This is a genomic window from Ravibacter arvi, from assembly GCF_039540405.1.
Taxonomy (GTDB): domain Bacteria; phylum Bacteroidota; class Bacteroidia; order Cytophagales; family Spirosomataceae; genus Ravibacter; species Ravibacter arvi.
In genome coordinates this window covers 1-19,644 of sequence record NZ_BAABEY010000017.1, presented here as the reverse complement: position 1 = coordinate 19,644, position 19,644 = coordinate 1, and the positions used below count along the sequence as shown (strand labels likewise).

The window sequence follows — 19,644 nt, the reverse complement described above, 5'->3', positions numbered from 1 at the left end:
TCCTTACTCTAAAAGAATATCAGCTTATGCTTCTTTATATTAGCCCCTTTCAAACATAATACCTTTGCGGTTAGTTTTTCACCACAGCGGCCACGAAGGTTTTTTTGTAATGGTTTGTAGTACCCTTTGTGTACTTCGTGCGCTTTGTGGTTGGTTTTTTACCACAGCGGCCACGAAGGACACGAAGGTTTTTTGCGATGGTTTGCAGATACCATTGGTGTCATTCGCTTGGTGGATGTTTTTCATTCGTGAATTGGTGGCTACAATTATAGCATAGCGGCCGGATTGAACTTGTCATTAGTTTTCCCTGAATAACCTTAGCCCCGTCCAGCCGGTCATAGACAGTGTTAACCCGGCCGGATCGGCTTGTCCGACAGGGTTAACGAATGCCCGGGTGAGTATATCCGGCACCGTCGGGGAATAACTCCGTTAAGTGCAATTAAACGGAGGATGAGGCAAAACTTCTTACCCTTACCCGGCCGGAGCTGATTCTTGCCTTAACCACCTCAGTATTTTACGGGCCTTTTTCCAAGCGCTTCAAGCGAAGTGATTCGCTGAGCCGGAGCGGAAGCAGGTATTGACCTTGTTATTAATAGTCTAAATCCTAATCAATTATGAATGAAAGAACAGATGGCACCAGGGTGCTAAAAAAGATGATCAGATCCGGTGTCACGCACACTTTGCTAGGTTTGCTGGTCACCGGTGTGTCTTTCGCCAACGACAGGCATTCAATCCGAAGCGTTGCTGCCCTCCCGCTTGCCGCCTCAAGTGTGCAGGAGATTAAAGGCGTCGTAAAGGATGAAAAAGGCGAGACATTGCCGGGCGTGAGCATCCTTTTGAAAGGAACGCAGAGCGGCACAGTGACCGATGTAAATGGCGTTTACAATTTTACAGTTCCGGATTCACATGCAAGCCCGGTGCTTGTCTTTTCCTTTGTTGGATACCTACCCAAGGAAGTTCCGCTTTCGCGAAGTCAATCCACCCTGAATGTTACCCTGGAAGCCGACGTGAAAGCGCTGGATGAGCTGGTGGTGATTGGATACGGTACGGCGAAAAAAAGCGACCTCACGGGTTCCGTCGCGAGGGTTAGTGCCGACGCTTTCAAAAGTCAACCCATGACGCAGGTTTCGGACATGCTCACCGGAACGGTAGCTGGGTTTTATGCCAACCAGGGAACAAAAGCCGCCGGCGGTAGCAGCATGGAGCTGAGAGGACCGAATTCACTAACTGCCGGTACGTCGCCGATGATCGTATTGGACGGTGTGGTGTACAACGGAAGTATAAGTGATATCAACCCAAATGATATAGAAAATATTGATATCTTGAAGGATGCCAGTTCCGCCGCCGTCTTCGGGGCCCGGGCTGCTTCCGGGGTCATCCTGATTACCACCAAGCGCGGTAAAGGCGGCAAGCCTACCATCAGCCTTACTACCAATTTTGGAGCAGCCTCCATTACCCGGAACGATTTCGGGGCGCGTAGTCCGCAAGAATACCTTGATTTTCGTACCGATTATTTCCGGACGGTACCTACCGATTTCCCGGCCTACCATTATCTCTCACCCAACGCGTTGCCTGAAGGCGTTACCATAGAACAATGGCGCAATACCGTGCCCGCCTCCAATGCAAATGATGAACTGGAATGGTTGAACAGGCTTAACTTCTATCCGGGAGAAGTGGATGCTTACCTTTCGGGCAAAACTACTGACTGGAACAAAGAAGTGTTCAGAACAGGCATCAGGAGTGAAACGGACCTCAGTATTTCGGGTAGCTCCGACCGGTCGCGGTATTTTTGGTCCGTCGGTTATGTAAACAACGAAGGGATCATCCGGGGTGACCAGTTTTCCGCGCTTCGATCCAGGCTGAATTTTGATTTCGATGTAGCGAAATGGTTGAATGTGGGGACGAACGTCCAATATTCTTTTCGTGACGAAAGCGCGGTTGAAGCCAATCTTGGCCAAATGCAGATTGTTACGCCGTTTGGCTCGGTCCGGGATAGCAAGGGCAAACTGAATTGGTTCCCCGGTGATTCGGAAAACGCACAGAATCCGCTTATTAATACCCTGGGACAGGACCGGGACCGGAAAATCAACAGTCTTTTCGCCTCGATTTTCGCGGAGATAAAACTGCCATTCGGCTTCACGCATAAGATTTCCTTTCAGCCGCGGATAACCGACAGGCGGGATTACAATTACTGGTCTCCCGAAACCATACAGGGCGGAAGGACCTTTAAAAATGGCTACGCAACTCGCGAGGATTATCAGCAGGTTGAATGGATGGTGGATAACCTCCTGAAATGGAACAAGCAATTCGGCAAACACGCCTTTGATGCTACTTTCCTTTACACGGTAGAAAAGAACCAGATCTGGAGCAGCAAGATGACCAACAATACGTTTTCTCCGAACTCCGCACTGGGCTATTCGGGAATTCAGTTTGGAATCAATCCGGTCCTGCTTGCGGGAGATACCCTGGTTACCGGTGACGGGTTAATGGCCCGTCTGAATTACACATTCGATAACCGGTATCTCTTTACGGTTTCAGCCAGACGAGACGGGTATTCTGCATTCGGTAATGCGCACCCGCGGGCGAACTTCCCGGCCGCAGCCTTCGCATGGCGGATATCCGAGGAAGATTTCTTTCAATCCAACGTGATTAACCAGCTCAAGCTAAGGCTTTCCTGGGGACGGAATGGAAACCGGGATATCGGCCCCTACTCTGCATTGGCACAGCTTAGCTCAAACCAATACTTTGACGGAACCAATGTATTGATTGGCGTCACCAATGCTACATTGGCCAACCCCGAACTGATGTGGGAAGAAACCGAGTCCATCAACCTCGGGGCGGATGTCAGCTTGTTCAAGAACCGGTTGGACTTAACGCTCGACTACTACGATATGACCACGAACAGGCTCCTGGTGAACAGGACGCTGCCTTCCCTGACCGGGTTTACCAGCGTAACCACGAACATTGGCCGTTTGGGTAACAAAGGTCTGGAACTTACATTGAATTCGGTCAACGTCGAGCGGGAGAATCTCGTGTGGAAATCCAGCTTTAACTTCTCGCTGAACCGTAACAAAATCAAAGAGCTGTTTGGTAAAACCGGAACCTATGTGCTGGAAGGAAAAACCTACGAGGGGGAAATACCCGATTTTGCGAACAAGTGGTTTATCGGCAGGCCGATTGACGCTATCTGGGACTACAAAATATTGGGTATGTGGCAGGAAGAAGAGAAAGAGGAGGCGCTCAAATATAACCTTCGTCCCGGAAATATCAAGGCTTTGGACATTAATGGGGATCACCGGTACGAAGCGCTCCAGGACAAGACTTTTATCGGCTTCTCACAACCGAGATTCCGGATGGGGCTGCGTAACGAGGTCAGTTTCCTGAAGAATTTTACGGCAGCCCTTTTTATCCGAGCGGACCTGGGTCATAAAGGTGCGTTCGGCCAGGCCTTAGAAGACTGGTCGACTTACGGGCGGCGGGGAATCCCGCGCGGTCTCGGCTACTGGACACCGGAGAACCGGTCGAATGAATGGCCGGTATTGTCTAAAAACACATCGCCGTTTGGAGGCGGGGTGATGTTGTACAAGCCGCTGTCCTTTGTCAGAATCCAGGACTTCAGTTTGTCTTACAATGTCCCAATGACTGTTGCGAACCGTCTGAAGCTACAGAATATCCGGGTATTCGGAGCTGTCAGGAACCTTTACAGCTTCGACAAATGGCCTGGTTATGATCCCGAATCCGCTTCCAGCCGGGGGAATCCGAATCTCCCGATGCCCCGTACTTTCACCGCAGGCCTAAACATTTCCCTATAACTCAAGCCGGAAAAAAGAGATATGAAAAATATAAAATTCATTTTACCTGTTATGTTGCTTCTGACGGTATCCTGTTCAGAAGACTTCCTGAAGCCCAAGCCCAAGTCGTTCTTTGCACCCGAGAACGTTTTTGTGAATGCCCAGGGCTTTGAATCGCTTTTGATCACGATGCGTAAAAACCTGGTGGCAGAGGTGTCAGGCTACAAGCACTTTATTTCCCACCAGGTAGCCGCCTCCGAGATGGGGTCACCGCTTCTGCAGTTGGATTTTACCAACCTGACGCCCAGCTCCGACAAATACCAGAAATTCGTAGACCAGATTAATACGATTTTCAAGTTTGTCAAAGACGCCAATGTGGCCATCACCAGGATTGACGACATTAAATGGGAAACCGAAGAGGCCCGTAATAAAGTACTGGCGGAAGCGTACTGGCATCGTGCGTATTGGTATTATCGCCTTGTACATAACTATGGCGATCTTCCCTTTGTGAATACCGAAATATCGGGTGCACGCCTCGATTTCAACTCTCATAGCCGATGGGCCATCATCAAAAAGATAAAGGCAGATGCGGAATTTGCCGTGACGCACCTGCCCGAGACAGCAGCTCCCGGCGCGATATCCAAAGCAGCGGGCAACCACCTGCTTGCGAAGATCGCCCTCGCCGACATGGATTTTGATCGGGCCATTAGCGCTGCCAGCGCCGTAATCGATGACGGTAAGCATGCATTAATGACCGCCAGGTTCGGCGAAGATGCCGGCAAGCCGTTCCGGAACCTGCTTTGGGATCTGCACCGCCCCAACAATAAGAATTCACCGCTTAACAAGGAGACCATCCTGGCCATCGTCGACCGGTTTGAATCGCCGGAAGGCGCTAAAACAGCCGGGTCCTTTTCCATGCGCCATTACGCGGCTTCCTGGTGGCACACTTCCAACAGGGACAGTAAAGGTGGGGTAGGGTTCATTAAACCGTCTCCCATGGCCGATACGCTGGGCAACGGAAATCCGGACGTAGCCGCCTCAGACTGGCATATGTACACGATATGGAATGAATTCGGCAAGACCTGGCGGAATACCGGTGATTTGAGACGTGCCGATATCAACTGGATTGACAAGCATGAAATTGTGTACAACAATCCTGCGTCAGCCAATTTTGGACAACCCTGGCAAGGCAAATGGATGTCTAATCCTTCCGATAGTGTATACACCATGTTCGCCTGGCCCCATTATAAAGTATTCAATCCGCAGCAAAACCCGAATGACCTTCCGAACGGCGGAAACGGAGATCAGTATATCTTCCGGCTTGCTGAAACTTACCTGCTACGCGCCGAAGCCCATTTCTGGAAAAATGAGCTGGCTTTAGCTGCAGATGATATTAACAAGGTGCGGGCAAGGGCAAAGGCCGAGCCAATCAAAGCATCGGACGTTACGCTTGACTACCTGTTCGATGAGCGGGCGCGGGAATTGTATGCGGAAGAACCGCGCCAGAATGAGCTGAACAGGGTTTCTTATATCCTGGCCTCAAAAGGCCTGCGGGGGTACAGCCTGGGTACCATCCATCAGAAAAACTTCTACTACGACCGTGTAAGAAATCTGAACAACCTGTACAGTATTACCCCGGCCCCCATTATCCTCGGGGTCAGTCCTAAAATAGAGCCGCACCATTTCCAGTGGCCGATCGACGATAAGATCATTAACTCCAACACGCTGGGTACTATTAACCAGAGCCCCGGGTACACCGGGTGGGAGCGCAACAAACCCCCGTTGGAAACAATAGAGTAAGGTAAGTTTTAAAGAAAGGGCGACAATTCCATGAGAGAATTGCCGCCCTTTCCTTTATTGGCCTGCCAAAGCTTCCCACAGTATTTCGGCCGGGTGTCGGGCAATGCGTCCCGTTCCGTCCTTGATCTGATGCCGGCAGCTGGTTCCTGCGGCGGCTATAATCACATCTTCGCCCTGGCTTCGTACCGTCGGAAACAGTACGAGCTCGCCCACTTTCATCGAAAGGTCGTAGTGCTCTTCTTCATAGCCGAAAGAGCCGGCCATTCCACAGCATCCCGATGGAATAAGCTGTACTTTGTACCCGGCGGGGAGCGACAGCGTTTTCTTGGACGCTACCAGTGAAGAAAGTGCTTTCTGGTGGCAATGACCATGAATTTTAACCAAACGTTCCGCTTGTGTGAATTGGTCGGGACGGATCCGTTTTGCGTCGTACTCACGGGCGATGAATTCTTCAAACAGGAAGCTGTTTTCGCCGAGTTTCCGGGTATCCGCCTTTAAAGAGTCCGGGACCAGTTCCGGGTATTCGTCACGGAAAGAGAGAATTGCCGAAGGTTCTATTCCCACCAGCGGTGCGTTTTCGGAAACGATGTCTTTTAGCAGCGTTACATTTCGCAACGCAATCTCTTTCGCTTCCTTTACAAAGCCTTTTGAGAGAAAGGACCGCGCCGATTCCAGGTGTTGCGGAATTACTACTTCGTAACCAAGCTTTTCGAGTAGCAGGATGGCTTTTTTGCCGACTTCCACGTCATTGTAATTGGTAAACTCGTCGCAGAAAAGATAAACCTTCCCCGGCGATGCTGTCGATTTACCGGGTTGGCCTGACGGACTTCGGTGTTTCCACCAGTTGCGCAAGGTAGTGTTGTGCAAAAGCGGCATGGTCCGGTCCGGATGGAATCCGACCATTTTGTTGGCCAATCTCCGCAGTGCCGGGGTTTTGAAAATGAAATTATATGCCCAGGGAAATATGGATGCGAGCTTCATTTCTCCCGTGAAATTCGCAATTAGGCGGGAGCGGAGAGGCGCTCCGTGCCGGTCATAATATTGCTGCGTGAACTCGGCTTTCATCTTCCCGATGTCGACACTGGAAGGGCACTCCGATTTACAGCCTTTGCAGGAAAGGCAAAGGTCAAGCACTTCTTTTACCATTTCATCCGACACGAGGTCGTCTTTGGGGGTATTCGAAGGGGCGGCTGTATAGTACTTGCGCAGCATATTGGCCCTGGCCCGCGTAGTTTCTTTTTCGTTGCGACTGGCCATAAAACTGGGACACATGGTGCCGCCTGTTAGCTCAGTCTTCCTGCAATCACCAGAGCCGCTACACTTCTCGGCCAGACGGAGTATACTTTCCTGTGCGGAAAAATCAAAAGTGGTATCGATCTTTGGATTAGGCTTGTCCTGCTCATAGCGCAGAAACTCGTTCATGGGCGGGCTATCCACGATTTTTCCCTTGTTGAAGATCCCGGCGGGATCCCATATTTTCTTCACCTGCCTGAAAAGCTCATACACTTCGGGGCCCATCATAAAAGGGATAAATTCCCCTCTCAGGCGGCCGTCGCCATGCTCCCCGGAAAGTACGCCATTGTATTTTTTTACCAGTACCGCCGTATCGGCCAGGACTTCCCTGAACATCGCTTTGCCTTCCGACGTTTTCAGGTTGATCATGGGCTCTACGTGTAATTCACCGGCTCCTGCGTGGGCATAATACGAAGCGTGCAGACCTTTACTCCTGAGAAGCTGGTCGAGTTCAGTAATATATTCGGGCAAATCATCTACGTCAACTGCGCAGTCTTCGATGAGGTTAACCGGCTGTGTATCGCCGGGCAGGTTCCTGATAAGTCCCAGGCCGGCTTTCCGGATATCCCATGCTTTGTTGGCGTCTTCCCCGAAAAGCAATGGCCATGCATAGCCCAGGTTTTCGGCTTTCAAATCGTTGATGAGCGCGGCTGCCTTGGCAGTTACCGCCTCTTCGGTCTCTCCCCAGAACTCCACAATAAGCAGGGCTTCGGGGTCGCCAACCACGAAAAAGCGGTTTTTGGAGTATTCCCGGTGATCCTTCGTGAAGTCCATGATATACTTGTCAACCAGTTCCGAGGCTTTCGGCCGGTGCCGCATGGCGACGCGGTTGGCATAAAGCGATTCCAGTAGCGTGGCCGTGTGGACGCATACTACGCCTATGACCTTGGGAGGCGCGTCCACGAGCGCTATCTTGGCTTCTGTTACCAGGCAGAGCGTTCCTTCCGAGCCCGCAATAAGCTTGCAAAGGTTAATGTCGTCGTTGGTTGGGTAAAGGCTGTCCAGGGCATACCCTGAATTCCGCCTCCGGATGCTGGCTTTGGGAAAATTCTTTCTGACCAGTTCTTCGTCAACCGGATTGGACAGGATCCCCCACATCCCGGCATAGATAGCCTGCTCCTGCTTTCCTGAAACCGTTTTTCCTGAAACTTTTGCCAGGAAGTCTGCTTTTGATTCATTTTTAAAATGAACCTCTGCGCCGTCGGCTAGGATGGCTTTAACTTCCAGCAGGTGGTCCCGGGTGGTACCCCAGGTAATTGAGTGCAACCCGCAGGAATTGTTGCCGATCATCCCGCCGATCATGGCCCTGCTCGCTGTAGAGGTTTCGGGGCCGAAAAGGAGGCCGTAAGGGGCAAGATGCTTGTTCAGGTCGTCGCGGATAACGCCCGGTTGTACGCGCACCCACTTTTCTTCCGGGTTGATTTCAAGGATTCCGTTGAAGTGTTTTGACACATCTACGACAATCCCGCTACCTACCACCTGGCCGGCAAGTGAAGTTCCTGCAGTTCGCGGAATAAGAGACAGTTTATTGGTTTGCGCAAAAGCGATCAGTGCCTTCAGATCCTCCGCATTTTTCGGAATCGCTACGGCAATGGGTAGCTCCTGGTACACCGAAGCATCGGTGGCATACAGGTGACGCTGCGCTTTATGCAGCACCGAGTCATCGTAAAACAGCTCGCCTTCGAGCCGGGCACTCAGTTTACTGAAATTCAAATAAAGAATACGATCCATTGGGTTACTGGCCAGGAATTTAGAGCACAAAGTTACTAACTCTTCGTTGATCCGGTGACGAAAATTGCAGGTGCCGGTAGATTTCGGCGACAGACCGGTGGGGAGTTTACCCGCAACGGTTATGAAACTAAAGTTTATTTGCCCAATTTTGTCCGCTTGACCAATTCAGTGAAAGTATGTCTGAAGAATTCTACAAAGGGAAAGTGGTTTGGGTAACAGGAGCTTCTGCCGGGATCGGGGAGGCGTTGGTGAAGGCGTTTGCAAGCGCAGGCGCCAGGGTTGTACTGACTGCGCGCCGCAGGGACGAACTGGAAAGGGTACGCCTGGAAGCAGGTCTGTCTGAAGACCGCAGCCTGGTTTTACCGGCTGACGTCACCGATTTCGAAGCCGCCCCGGTGCTGTTTTCAAATGTGCTCGCCAAATTTGGCCAGATCGACATTGTGGTACATAATGCCGGCGTAAGCCAGCGCTCCTATATCCATCAAACAGATTTTACGGTCTATCAGAAGTTGATGGATGTTAATTTTTACAGCACCGTGGCCATTACCAAGGCGGTTTTGCCTTTTATGATCAACCACCAGGCCGGTCAGTTTATCGTAATCAGCAGTGTTGCGGGGAAAATAGGTACGATCATGCGCTCCGGCTATTGTGCTTCCAAACATGCGTTGCATGGCTTTTTTGATTCTTTGCGCGCCGAATATTTTAATGAACGTATCAAGGTAACCACCATTTGTCCCGGCTACATCCGGACGAACGTTTCGCTCAATGCCATGAACGAGTCCGGGGGGAAATACGGTAAGATGGATGCCAACCAGGAGCAGGGCATCTCGCCCGAGGTATGCGCAGACAAAATTCTGAAAGCGGTCAGGAAGGGGCGTAAGGAAGTATATATCGGCGGACTGAAGGAGGTGGCCGCCATTTATCTGAAGCGGTTTTTCCCTGCCATTCTTTTTGACCAGGTACGAAAAAACATACCGGACTAGTTACTGGCTTGCCGTCAGAAAACAATGCCGACCCGTACGCCCAACCGGTTATAAATGCGCGATTCTTCCTGTTTCAGAATGGCGCGGTCCAATGGCATTTTCAAAGTAGCTTCCTGTCGCTTGTAGGTCAACGCGATCGTGAACCCGCCGGTTCCCGGCCGGCCCAGCCGCCACCCGATCCCAGGGTTGATCATCCAGCCGCCGATAAGGTTATTCTGGTTGAGATCCTTATTGAACCAGGTAAATCCATAACCGGCATCTACGGTGGCGAAAATCCTGGCGTTATACCGGGCCAGCAAGTCGTAACGCGCGCCCAACGCGACCGGGTTAATGATGGCTTCGTTGTACCAGTCAAGCCCCAACGTCAATCCCGCGGCGAGTTTAGGCGCCACATACAGGCCGTTAAAAGTCTGCATGGAGAGATTGGTTTTGGTTTGGCGTCCGTAAGTAACCGGGTTACCATAGGGATTGGTTGCATATTCAACCTTGCCGAACAGCGCGCCTACTTCCGTATGGTTGGTAAACCGGTTTCGGTTCGCGGCATCCTGTGCTTCTGCGGGTAGAATCCCCAGCATAAGGCCCAGTAGGGCAATCAATCTGGAAAGTTTTTTCATCTGACGAAGGTTTGGGGGAGATGTGAGGTTTGAGCGGTGAGGTGTGAGACTCATACCTCACCGCTCAAACCTCACACCTCCCTATTTCTTTTTCTCAACCACTATGGCCGGTTTTTGTACTGGAATGTGACTGAGCCTTTTCAGGTTTTTCGGATTGGAGGCGTCGTATTGGTATAAACCATCCATGCCGATCATCATCAGGTTTTGCGCCATGGAGATGACGTCGTAAGACTCCATGTCTTTTTCATGGAAAAGCAGGTTCTTGTCGATATTGTTCCGGTCGGTTACGTCAAATCCTTTGAAGCCGAATTTGCCCTCGCAGAGGAACAGGGTCGGGTAGTTGATGCTCAATCCGGCCGGGTTTTGCATGTCGTAGGCTTTGAGCATGCGTGGATTGGAAAGGTTAGAGATATCTACGAGTTCAAGCCGGTTTTCGGTGCCGCCGCAGCCGGTGCCTGTTCTGAGTGTAACGTAGGCGATGTCGTTGTGTACGACCACCGGGTCACAGGCACGCATGTGGGTGTATGTGGAAAGATGTTTCGGCGCCGAAGGAACGCTGTTATCGAAAATGTGCATCCCCGTAGTGGTACCGATAAAGAGCTTGTCCCGGTAGGGGAATATAGTCTCAACGCCCCACTGCAGGTCGATATTCTTTACGAATGACGGATTTTTAAGGTTGCTGATCTCAAAAAGCTGAAGTTTCCGCTGGTCGACAGTATAGAGGTAGTTGTCATAAATGGTGAAGCGTGCCATTGAGCCGCCCGTTCCTGATCCTGATTTGACAGCGTTGGCAACGCTGCCGGAATATGATGAGCCGCTGTTGAGCGACGCAAAGTTAAGCACGTCGAAGTAAGGCCAGGGCCACCAGCCGCCCGCCCAGGGTATAACGCCTTCGCAATTGGTCTGGAAGGTTTCTTCCAGGAAATAGGCCTCCTGGGTACTTACCGAGGCCGTGCTTTCGGAGTAGCCCCAATAGTCGGCCCCGAGTGTGCCGCTGATAAAAACGTTCTGTTCCCGGCCCACTTCAACGGCTTGTGCCGGATCGGTAATATCAATGGCTACGAGATCCATATAGGAATCTGCGTACAAAATGTTATCCTTGACGGCAAGATCCCCGTTTCCGGGAATATTGATGAAAGAAACCTGCCTCGGACTGGAGGGATTGCTATTGTCGATAATGTGAATCCCCTTTTTTATTTCGTTGATAAAAAGGTAGTTGTCCTTTACGTAGATTTTGCCGGGTTGCTCGAGGGACCTGGGCGATTCAATTTTTAATTGAGCCCGGATTTCTTCGGCGGAAAGGGTGATGTTTTTCACCTGTCTTACAATCTGGGTTTTTTCACATTTGTCGGTACAGCTTCCCAGTAACAGTGTGCCCGATACGAACAGAGGTAGTAATAGTAGTCGCATAGTCGATAGGTTTGGAATTGGAAAAAGGCAAAAAAAAATCGACCGGAAGCATCTAGGCCTCCGGACGATCCCGCACCCCGCAAGTACAGGTAAAACCTATACTCAGATCTTTAATATGGTGGCAGATCCGGCAGCTCCGACTTCCTGTTAGGCGGGAAGGAGGAAAAAACTACCGTTCCGGATGTTTCTGATTAATAGATTGATTTGGTTGAAGAATGGTTGGAATACTTTGAAAAAAAATTGAATTATGGGTTCATTATTCTTCCCGTAAACAAAATTGTTTTGGAAGTCTTTTCGCTGATGATGAAAAAGAACGGGCGATCGGCAATGATGGCCGGCTTTGCGGTGCCCCCGGTTGAGGTGGTACCTATGCCGATTGTAGTCACCGCTGCCGCTTCCGTGCCTTCTTCGTCAATGCCCAGGAAGGTGTTTTGTTTTACGAAGCTGACCAGTAACGGATGGTCCGAAATTTTCCCGAACTGGGCCGCGTCGCTAAAGGCTCTTGACATTCCCATTTGAGCCAGTACATTGCCCAGCTGGATTTCGTAATCAAGCCTGAATTTGGGCAAGCCTACTTTCAAACCCTTTACCGAGAGCTGCTGCTGTACTTTTTCCCATTCCGCATGGTCGAGGTCTTCCAGCAGGTCGGTAAGCTTTTCGGCCTGGTGCGGGACAAAAAGGGTGAGGTTGAATTGCCCCGATGAGTAAGGTAGCTCCACCACGGAATAGTCTTCGGTGGACAGGGTACGGAAATCGCTCTCGGCGAGCATCATTTTAACTTTTTTCGAACCTCCGCCCGCGAGCTGGAAATCCCAGTCCCTCGTTTTTGACTGGTCAAACGCATATTTCCAGTCACCCTTGAAATACAGCGCATTCATCAGGAACATCACGTGGTCATCGCTGATCTCATCAATCACTTTCTGGATTTTCCCCTGGGTTTTTTCCGACGCCCAATGGTTGATTTTGTCAACCGTGGATTGGTCGAAGGGCTCTTCATACGCTTCAGAATCAAAAATCTCCTTTAGTATGGCATGAAAGCCGGGTTTGACGGCAAAATTCTTTCGTGTCCAGACCGCGTTGGCGATATCCAGCTTCACTTTGTTGTCGGCCGCCGGTAGCTCTTTTAAAAGTGTGGTGTAGGCTTCGTTGAGTGCTTCCACCGAACTTTCTTCCGCTTTCAACGCCTTGAGGATGCCGTCACGGGTTTCTCCTTCCGCGCCGTTGAGGAGCATTCCAAGCGCAATGTGGAGGCTTAAAGGGGAAACGAAAATATTATCGCCGGCGGGCTCGGTTTTGTAGAGATTCCTCGTCAGGTCAAAGGCAAAATCATTGGTCTGATCCGCTACCCTCGAGGAAACATGCACGGGCTTCCCGACACCCGGTTGGGGAGATTTATCCTGAGAACAGGCAAGGAAGAGAATGCCTGAAAGTGAAAATAGTGCCGCGCTTAGAAATTTCGAAGGCTTCATGGGAAAGAGGTTTGAGGTGTGAGTTGTTAGGTTTGAGCTGTGAGGTTTGAGTAAGTCCGGCTCACGCCTCATACCTCAAACCTCACCCCTTAAAACGAATATCTTACGCCCCACGACAGTCCGTAGACTGTAGGGAAAGATTTCAGGAAAAGGTTGTCCTGGAAATTGTTCATAAGGGCGCGCTGATAATTTGCGGTAAGGTTGGTGTTCCAATCCTTGCTCATCCGGTAATTGATTCGCAGGCCCGCAGCCGCCGATATATTCAGGTCGTTATAGACATTGTTCTCGGGCGTTGTTTTAAGCGTGTACCCCGAAGTGGTTTCAAGCCTGTTTTCGAGGAAAAAGTTAGTGACGCCGCCAGCCAGAATGGTGTAGCTGAATTTCTTTTCCGGCCTGAAAGTATATCCCAGGTAAGCGGGTACCTGGAGGTAGCTGAAGTTATTCCCTACATTTTTATCGATGGGAACGTACATCGCCGCATTTTTTGCATCGGATTGAAGTTGAAGCCGCTCTACCGTCTCGTTTGAATAATGAGCGCTGCCCGACGCCATAGCGTTCGGCAGCAGGTCAGCTCTTTCCTGGGTAATCCTATCCATGATAAAGCCGGGAGACCTGGAAGTGGAATTGCCTTGTAAATAGGCAATTCCGGATTCCAGTGACCAGTTCTTTGACAAACTCAGACCTACCTGGGCAGTGGCCTGGTAAGAAATTTTTGCCTGGTCGCGACTTTCTGTCTCATTCCGGTTGGAGTAAGACAACTGATTGCTGGTGGTATAGTTATGAGTGCCTACAATATTGTTCATTTGGTACACCGACTGGTGCTGGAATTCCATATTGGGGTTAAATCCGCCGGGCATGACTGCCAGTCCGGCCCAAAGCTGGCTGGACTCTGCCTTGGGCATGGCGGGTTCTTCCGTATGCCGGGCATCAGGATTAAAGAATACATACCTGGTCTGCCAATAGGTTTTTAATTCCTCGAATTGCAACGGATCCAGGGGTTCCAGAGAGCGGGTACCCGAAATTTCTGTTTTTTCGTCCTTTTCGGCGATGCGGGAAACCGGCTCTGCCAGCCGCGAACCCGCTTTGGCCAACTGTTGTGCTTCGTTTTTACCGGGGGCGAACTTTTCAGTTACACCCGCGAAAACCTGGCTGTTTCCGGTTGCCCGGGCGGCGGGACGGGAAGGGCTGACATCGCCGGCGTTGGCCGCTCCCTGTTTTTCCGTGATAGTTTTTTTCGTTGGGTTGTCAGCAACAACGGGTCCTTCCTCAGCGGGCTGAGGCGCTGTGGCAATATGATCGGGCGTCGTTGTGGCCGGCGCCTGGTGCAACGTTACCTGTTCATCCGGCGTATGGTTGGGTGTGCGTTGGAGGAAAAGGATTGCTCCAATACCCAGTACCAGAAGTGCGGAGGCGGCAGCCACCCAAGCCTGGGATGATTTCCAGAACGGCACGACCACCGGCACCCGATTTTGCTCGTCCAGGTGCTTTTCTATAGATGCCCAGATGTTTGGCGGTGGTGTTTCCGATGCCTTATCGAAGATTTCCCGCCACTCTTCGTTAAGATTGTCTTTTGATTGATTCATTGTCGAATCGGTGTTCTTTGTTCAGCTTTTGTTGTAACAAGGTTCGGGCTCTTGCAAATTGGGACTTTGAGGTCCCTTCTGAAATATTCAGCATTTCGGCAATCTCATGGTGTTTATAGCCTTCAATGGCGAACAGGTTGAACACCGTTTGGCAACCTGTCGGCAATTCGTGGATAAATTCCATGAGCTGCTGCCACTGAAAACCCGCAAGCGATTGATCCGGGGTTTCTATATCATATTTGGTTTGGTGGGCCTCGTCCAGGTCAACCAGGTTCTTTTGCTTCTTTAAATGTTTAAGGGCAGTATTAACGACGATGGACCGGATCCAGAACTCCAGGGGCGAGTCACCTCTGAACGAGTGAATGTGTTCGTAGATCTTGATAAAAGCATCCTGAAGCACATCCTGGGCGTCGTCCCTGTTTTTTGTATAACGCATCGATATTGCGTACATTTTTCCCCCAAAAACATCATAAAGACGCTTCTGGGCGGTTCTGTCCCGCGCTCGACAGCCGTTTATCAGTTCCTTTTCATCAAATATCATTCTTCAGAAAGGGGTGCTTCTTTCTAAATCACTTTGTGTTTCACAATTTAAATATTTCCTTCAAAAGACAACGGACCGTGTTTGCGCGTTGAAGGATTTCAGTAAAGAGTCTGCCATCCGGCAAATGGTTGTAAGAGGAAGAAATATTATCCGGATAATTTTTATCAGATCAATGCCGGCTCGGCGGCGGCGGTGTGACCTGCGATCTGCTCCAGCGGCCGGATAAGCAGTTCCTTCGTTTTCGCACACCAGATACGGGCCTGGGCGGAACGGGGATGATGATGGGGGAGGTATTTGAGGAGGAGGTCGAGATTAAAACGGTCGGAGGTAATACCGATACGGTGGAGCACCGCATCAAGCGCGTTGCAGGCCTGCTCATAATGATTGGGCACCGGTACGATCATTACGGGTTTGTCGAGCAGCATGGCCTCGCAGACGGATTCGAAGCCGGCAGTGGACACAAATCCTCTGCAGGTCTGGAGGAGCCGGCGGAAGGTGGCGGTATCATTCGGATGGAAGTAGAGATGGTCGCCCACCTGATGGGTGTTTTTTAGCAGGGGATTGTTGCAAAAACAATGCAGTGTGGTGGTGGGGTGCCGCCGGTGCCATTTTTCAATTTCACGGGCAAGCCGGGGCTGGGTGAGATAAACCAGGATGTGATTCCCCTTCTCGGGGCGCAGCCCGGTGAATTCCCGGCGAAGGAGAGGCGGGACCACCGTAAGACGTCCGGTGGACCGGTAGGCGTCGGAAAACGAGAGGGCGAAAGTTCCGGCGGCGCCGATGGCCGTTGATTTTGTCAGCAGCCTGATGCCAAGCCGGTGGAGGAATTTTTTGTCAGGCAGCCTGAAATTGGGGTGGTCAAGCAGGTATTGGTGCCCGATGCAGCAAACCGGGACCTGGTTTTGAAAGAAAAGATTGTACAAACCCCCGCATACCTCGTAAAAATTTATAATCAGGTCCGGCTGCGTTTGACTGACCACCCCGTGAATTTGCTGCAGTGATGTGGATATATCAGGAATAGTAGTAATGAGATGTGCCAGCGTTTTCCTGACCGTCAGTTTCCCCTGGCCGGAGTAGGAGAGGCCGATACTTTTGAAAGTGTAAACCGGACAGTCAATACTTTCAGTGAAGAATGCCGGTTTTTTTGTGCCGTTGAGGGAGCCGATCATGGCGCCTGTAATCTCGTGTCCTTCCTCGGAAAGTAGCTGGAAGAGCGAAATTGCCTGGGTCAGATGGCCGTTACCTTCGCCCTGGATTAGGAAGAGAACTTTCATCGGGGTAGGGGTGTATCCTGTCTTTGCCGCGGACGCGAGAAGGCCACAATTTTTTCTTCGCCCCCGATAAAAAGGTTCTCAAAGGGAAGCGCAGCCGGTTTCGGCGGTGTAACCTCATCCGCCTCACTGAAATAGAGCAGGCTCCAGTTGCCGTTGTGGTCTTCTACAAGCGCACTGAGCGACTCCACCCAATCGCCCGAATTCATGTAGCTGATTCCGTCTATCTGGCGGATGGAAGGGAAATGGATATGTCCGCAAATCACGCCAATGCAGTCTTTACTGCGGGCAAGCTCGGTGAGCTTACTTTCAAAGTCTGATATGTAGCTTACCGCCCGTTTTACCCGGCTTTTTATTTTCTGAGAAAGGGAGTAATAAGGCAGGCCGCGCCACACCCGGTAGCGGTTATAAAGCTTGTTGACCCAAAGAAGAAAAGTATACCCCACGTCACCGAGGTAGGCGAGCCATTTCATTTCGGATATGACGGAGTCAAAAATATCGCCGTGTGTGACGTAATAGCGGTTACCCCCTGATTTCAGAATGTAGTCTTTGCGGATGCTGAAGTTCTTACCAAGTTTCAGTGGCAGGATCTGATCGAGAAAATCATCATGGTTGCCGCGGAGGTAGATGACGGACGTATTGTGTTTGGCCATCATTTTGATCAGCGCCTTGAAGAAGAGTGTATGTTTGCGCTTCCATTCGCCAAACTTTTTCAGCTGCCAGCCGTCAATAATGTCGCCGTTCAGGATCAGCCGCTCGCATGAGTAGGCTTTCAGGAAGTGGGTGACTTCTTTCACCTTGGAACCGGAAGTGCCCAGATGGATATCCGATACAACGATCGTGCGAAATCTTTTTGGTGTTTCCATACTACCAAATTTCCAAAGTGGATATAACCTGGATATTATTGGAGTATGATCAAATTGAGAACTGAACGGAAGTCGCGCGGCGGGTGACCTTATGTATATACGAGTAGGAGGCCTGAAAGAAAAAAGAGAGGTCCGGCCTCTCTTTTTTCTTTTACAACAGGGAAAGTAAACCGAATCAGCTCACGAGGTTGTTGTAGAGGTTGTAGTAAGCTTCCGAAATATTCTCTTCCTCCTCATCGAGGCAGACCGGTTTCGGAATCTTGTTCACGATATCATGGAGATTATCGCTCATATTGTCGCCGGCCTTGATAACGGCATCGGAATAGGCACATCCTATTTTTACAAATCCTTCAAAATCAGCAGATCTAAGGTGTAGAAGTGCTTCGTCGCTCACGTCCATAGCTTTTGCCTTGCTCACGATATCAGTATCGAACTTGTAGCTGAAAGCATTGTCGTATACAGTGAAAACGCTTTTGGTGTCCTTGAACATAGGATCGTTCCGATAGGTTGTTTTCAGGTAAAGCGGGATAAGTGCCGTCATCCAGTCGTTACAGTGTACAATATCGGGAGCCCAGCCCAGCTTTTTGACGGTTTCAAGAACGCCTTTGCAGAAGAAGATGGCGCGTTCGTCGTTATCGTCAAAGAAGTTGTCCTCTTTATCGAAAAACACCGATTTGCGCTGAAAATAATCTTCATTGTCTATAAAATAGACCTGGAGTTTTGCATTGGGGATGGACGCGACTTTGATAACCAGGGGTTTTTCTTCATCGCCCACCGAGATGTTGATGCCAGACAAACGAACCACCTCATGCAAACGATTTTTCCTTTCATTGATCAGCCCGAAGCGGGGGACTAAGATCCGGATTTCAGCTCCGAACTCTTGCATGGCCTGTGGCAGCCTTCTTACGTAATCCGCAACATCGCTAACTTGGAGAAAAGGGTTGATTTCGCTTGCTACATACAGAATCCGTAATTTGCTCATTTGTGTCTAAGCTATGGTGATATAAAAAGATGTGCAAAAATACACATTTTTTTGCCATTAATCAACCTAATTACGGCAGATGTAGTAATATTGTGACCAACTTGGGGAGGCATGTGCCTAAACTTGAGCGTTTGCTGATGGATCTTTTATCTACGGGATTAAATGTACGTCGCCTGGTCCTTGACCGCCGGGCGAAAGGCAACACCATTGGGTTGGTACCCACCATGGGCGCGTTGCATCAGGGGCACCTTGAATTGATTAAGACCGCGAAGGCGGAGAACGATTGGGTAGTTTGCAGCATCTTTGTCAATCCGACGCAGTTTAATAACCCCGAGGACCTTGCCAGGTATCCGCGGACCCTGGAGGCGGACCGCAAATTACTTGAAAGCGTTGGGTGCGATGCGGTATTTGCGCCTTCGGTCGAAGAGATGTATCCGGCAGCTCCTGATTTGAAGATGGATTTCGGTTTGTTGGAGACAGTGATGGAGGGCGCTTTTCGCCCCGGTCATTTCAATGGAGTCGGGATTGTTGTCGCCAAGCTTTTCAATATTGTGCAGCCGGATCAGGCTTATTTCGGACAAAAGGATCTTCAGCAAACCGCGGTGATCCGCAGTCTGGTTAGAAACTTATCTTTCCCGATAGCGCTTAAAATTTGTCCTACGGTGCGGGAGTCTGATGGGCTGGCGATGTCTTCCAGGAATGTCCGTTTATCTCCGGAAGAGCGGGCTTTGGCCCCGGAAATTTACAAAACGCTTTCTGCTTGCAAAGCTGCGTTGCTGGGTGGAGCGCCTGCGAAAGAAGTCCTGAGCCGGCATGCGGAAAACCTTGACCGGTCGGGTTTCAACACGGAGTACCTGGAGCTGGTTGACGTCGTTACGCTGCAAGCTATCGACGGGCTGAAAAGCGAAGGTGGGAATGCGCTTTGTATAGCCACTCATCTTGGTCCTGTACGCCTGATTGATAACCTTGTCTTTTAGGTACCGCAATTATTGTTTTTCGGAAGGTTTTTAACCGCAGAGGGCACCGAGAGCGCAAAGCTTTCTCTTTGGTGGCTTGGTTGTGGGTAACCTCTGTGCTCTTCGAGGTCTCTGTGGTTTTCTCTTAACCGCAGAGGTATTATGTTTGAAAGGGGCTAATATAAAGAAGCATAAGCTGATATTCTTTTAGAGTAAGGAGTATGAAACCTAAACTAGCATATAGCTTATGCATCCTAAAGTTAGTAAAGAACTGTCATTTGCGGATCAATCCTTTTACATAGGGATTGATGTGCACAAGAAGAGCTGGAAGGTATCGATTTATGGTGAGCATTA

The 19,644-nt window shown here is 50.3% G+C and carries 13 protein-coding genes; 4 read left to right on the top strand and 9 right to left on the bottom strand.

Going from position 1 to position 19,644, the window contains the following annotated elements; genetic code table 11:
• Positions 1 to 614 precede the first annotated feature (614 nt).
• The gene (locus ABD852_RS08390; RefSeq protein ID WP_345027835.1) at positions 615 to 3,812 is read left to right on the top strand and encodes a SusC/RagA family TonB-linked outer membrane protein; all 3,198 of its coding nucleotides are present in this window, start codon (positions 615 to 617) and stop codon (positions 3,810 to 3,812) included.
• 21 nt (positions 3,813 to 3,833) lie between these two features.
• On the top strand, positions 3,834 to 5,591 hold the full coding sequence (locus ABD852_RS08385; protein WP_345027833.1) for a RagB/SusD family nutrient uptake outer membrane protein: 1,758 nt from the start codon (positions 3,834 to 3,836) through the stop codon (positions 5,589 to 5,591).
• 54 nt (positions 5,592 to 5,645) lie between these two features.
• Here the strand turns inward: ABD852_RS08385 and ABD852_RS08380 are convergent, their stop codons facing one another.
• Positions 5,646 to 8,615, bottom strand: coding sequence for an FAD-binding and (Fe-S)-binding domain-containing protein (locus ABD852_RS08380; RefSeq protein WP_345027832.1), 2,970 nt, complete (start codon positions 8,613 to 8,615; stop codon positions 5,646 to 5,648).
• Between the two features lie 176 nt (positions 8,616 to 8,791).
• Here ABD852_RS08380 and ABD852_RS08375 point away from each other — a divergent pair, with 176 nt between their 5' ends.
• Positions 8,792 to 9,598 (top strand): SDR family oxidoreductase, encoded by an 807-nt coding sequence (locus ABD852_RS08375; protein WP_345027830.1) that lies wholly within the window; start codon positions 8,792 to 8,794, stop codon positions 9,596 to 9,598.
• Between the two features lie 14 nt (positions 9,599 to 9,612).
• Here the strand turns inward: ABD852_RS08375 and ABD852_RS08370 are convergent, their stop codons facing one another.
• The 8 genes from ABD852_RS08370 to ABD852_RS08335 form a co-directional block, all read right to left on the bottom strand.
• Positions 9,613 to 10,212 carry a hypothetical protein gene (locus ABD852_RS08370; protein ID WP_345027829.1) on the bottom strand — a complete coding sequence of 200 codons (600 nt, stop codon included), beginning with the start codon at positions 10,210 to 10,212 and terminating at the stop codon, positions 9,613 to 9,615.
• A gap of 81 nt (positions 10,213 to 10,293) precedes the next feature.
• Complete coding sequence (locus ABD852_RS08365) at positions 10,294 to 11,622, bottom strand: LVIVD repeat-containing protein (RefSeq protein ID WP_345027827.1); 1,329 nt, start codon at positions 11,620 to 11,622, stop codon at positions 10,294 to 10,296.
• Between the two features lie 245 nt (positions 11,623 to 11,867).
• Positions 11,868 to 13,091: a serpin family protein gene (locus ABD852_RS08360; RefSeq protein ID WP_345027826.1), complete on the bottom strand. Its 1,224-nt coding sequence runs from the start codon at positions 13,089 to 13,091 to the stop codon at positions 11,868 to 11,870.
• 89 nt (positions 13,092 to 13,180) lie between these two features.
• A complete protein-coding gene (locus tag ABD852_RS08355) occupies positions 13,181 to 14,674 on the bottom strand; it encodes an outer membrane beta-barrel protein (RefSeq protein WP_345027825.1) in 1,494 nt (497 codons plus the stop codon).
• Positions 14,649 to 15,215: an RNA polymerase sigma factor gene (locus ABD852_RS08350; protein ID WP_345027824.1), complete on the bottom strand. Its 567-nt coding sequence runs from the start codon at positions 15,213 to 15,215 to the stop codon at positions 14,649 to 14,651. Before ABD852_RS08350 ends, ABD852_RS08355 begins: the two co-directional genes overlap by 26 nt.
• Positions 15,216 to 15,379: 164 nt before the next feature.
• Complete coding sequence (locus ABD852_RS08345; RefSeq protein WP_345027823.1) at positions 15,380 to 16,489, bottom strand: glycosyltransferase family protein; 1,110 nt, start codon at positions 16,487 to 16,489, stop codon at positions 15,380 to 15,382.
• Complete coding sequence (locus ABD852_RS08340; RefSeq protein WP_345027822.1) at positions 16,486 to 17,352, bottom strand: UDP-2,3-diacylglucosamine diphosphatase; 867 nt, start codon at positions 17,350 to 17,352, stop codon at positions 16,486 to 16,488. Before ABD852_RS08340 ends, ABD852_RS08345 begins: the two co-directional genes overlap by 4 nt.
• 175 nt (positions 17,353 to 17,527) lie before the next feature.
• On the bottom strand, positions 17,528 to 18,334 hold the full coding sequence (locus ABD852_RS08335) for a glycogen/starch synthase (protein ID WP_345027821.1): 807 nt from the start codon (positions 18,332 to 18,334) through the stop codon (positions 17,528 to 17,530).
• Between the two features lie 137 nt (positions 18,335 to 18,471).
• Here ABD852_RS08335 and panC point away from each other — a divergent pair, with 137 nt between their 5' ends.
• On the top strand, positions 18,472 to 19,311 hold the full coding sequence (gene panC / locus ABD852_RS08330; protein WP_345027820.1) for a pantoate--beta-alanine ligase: 840 nt from the start codon (positions 18,472 to 18,474) through the stop codon (positions 19,309 to 19,311).
• Positions 19,312 to 19,644 lie beyond the last annotated feature (333 nt).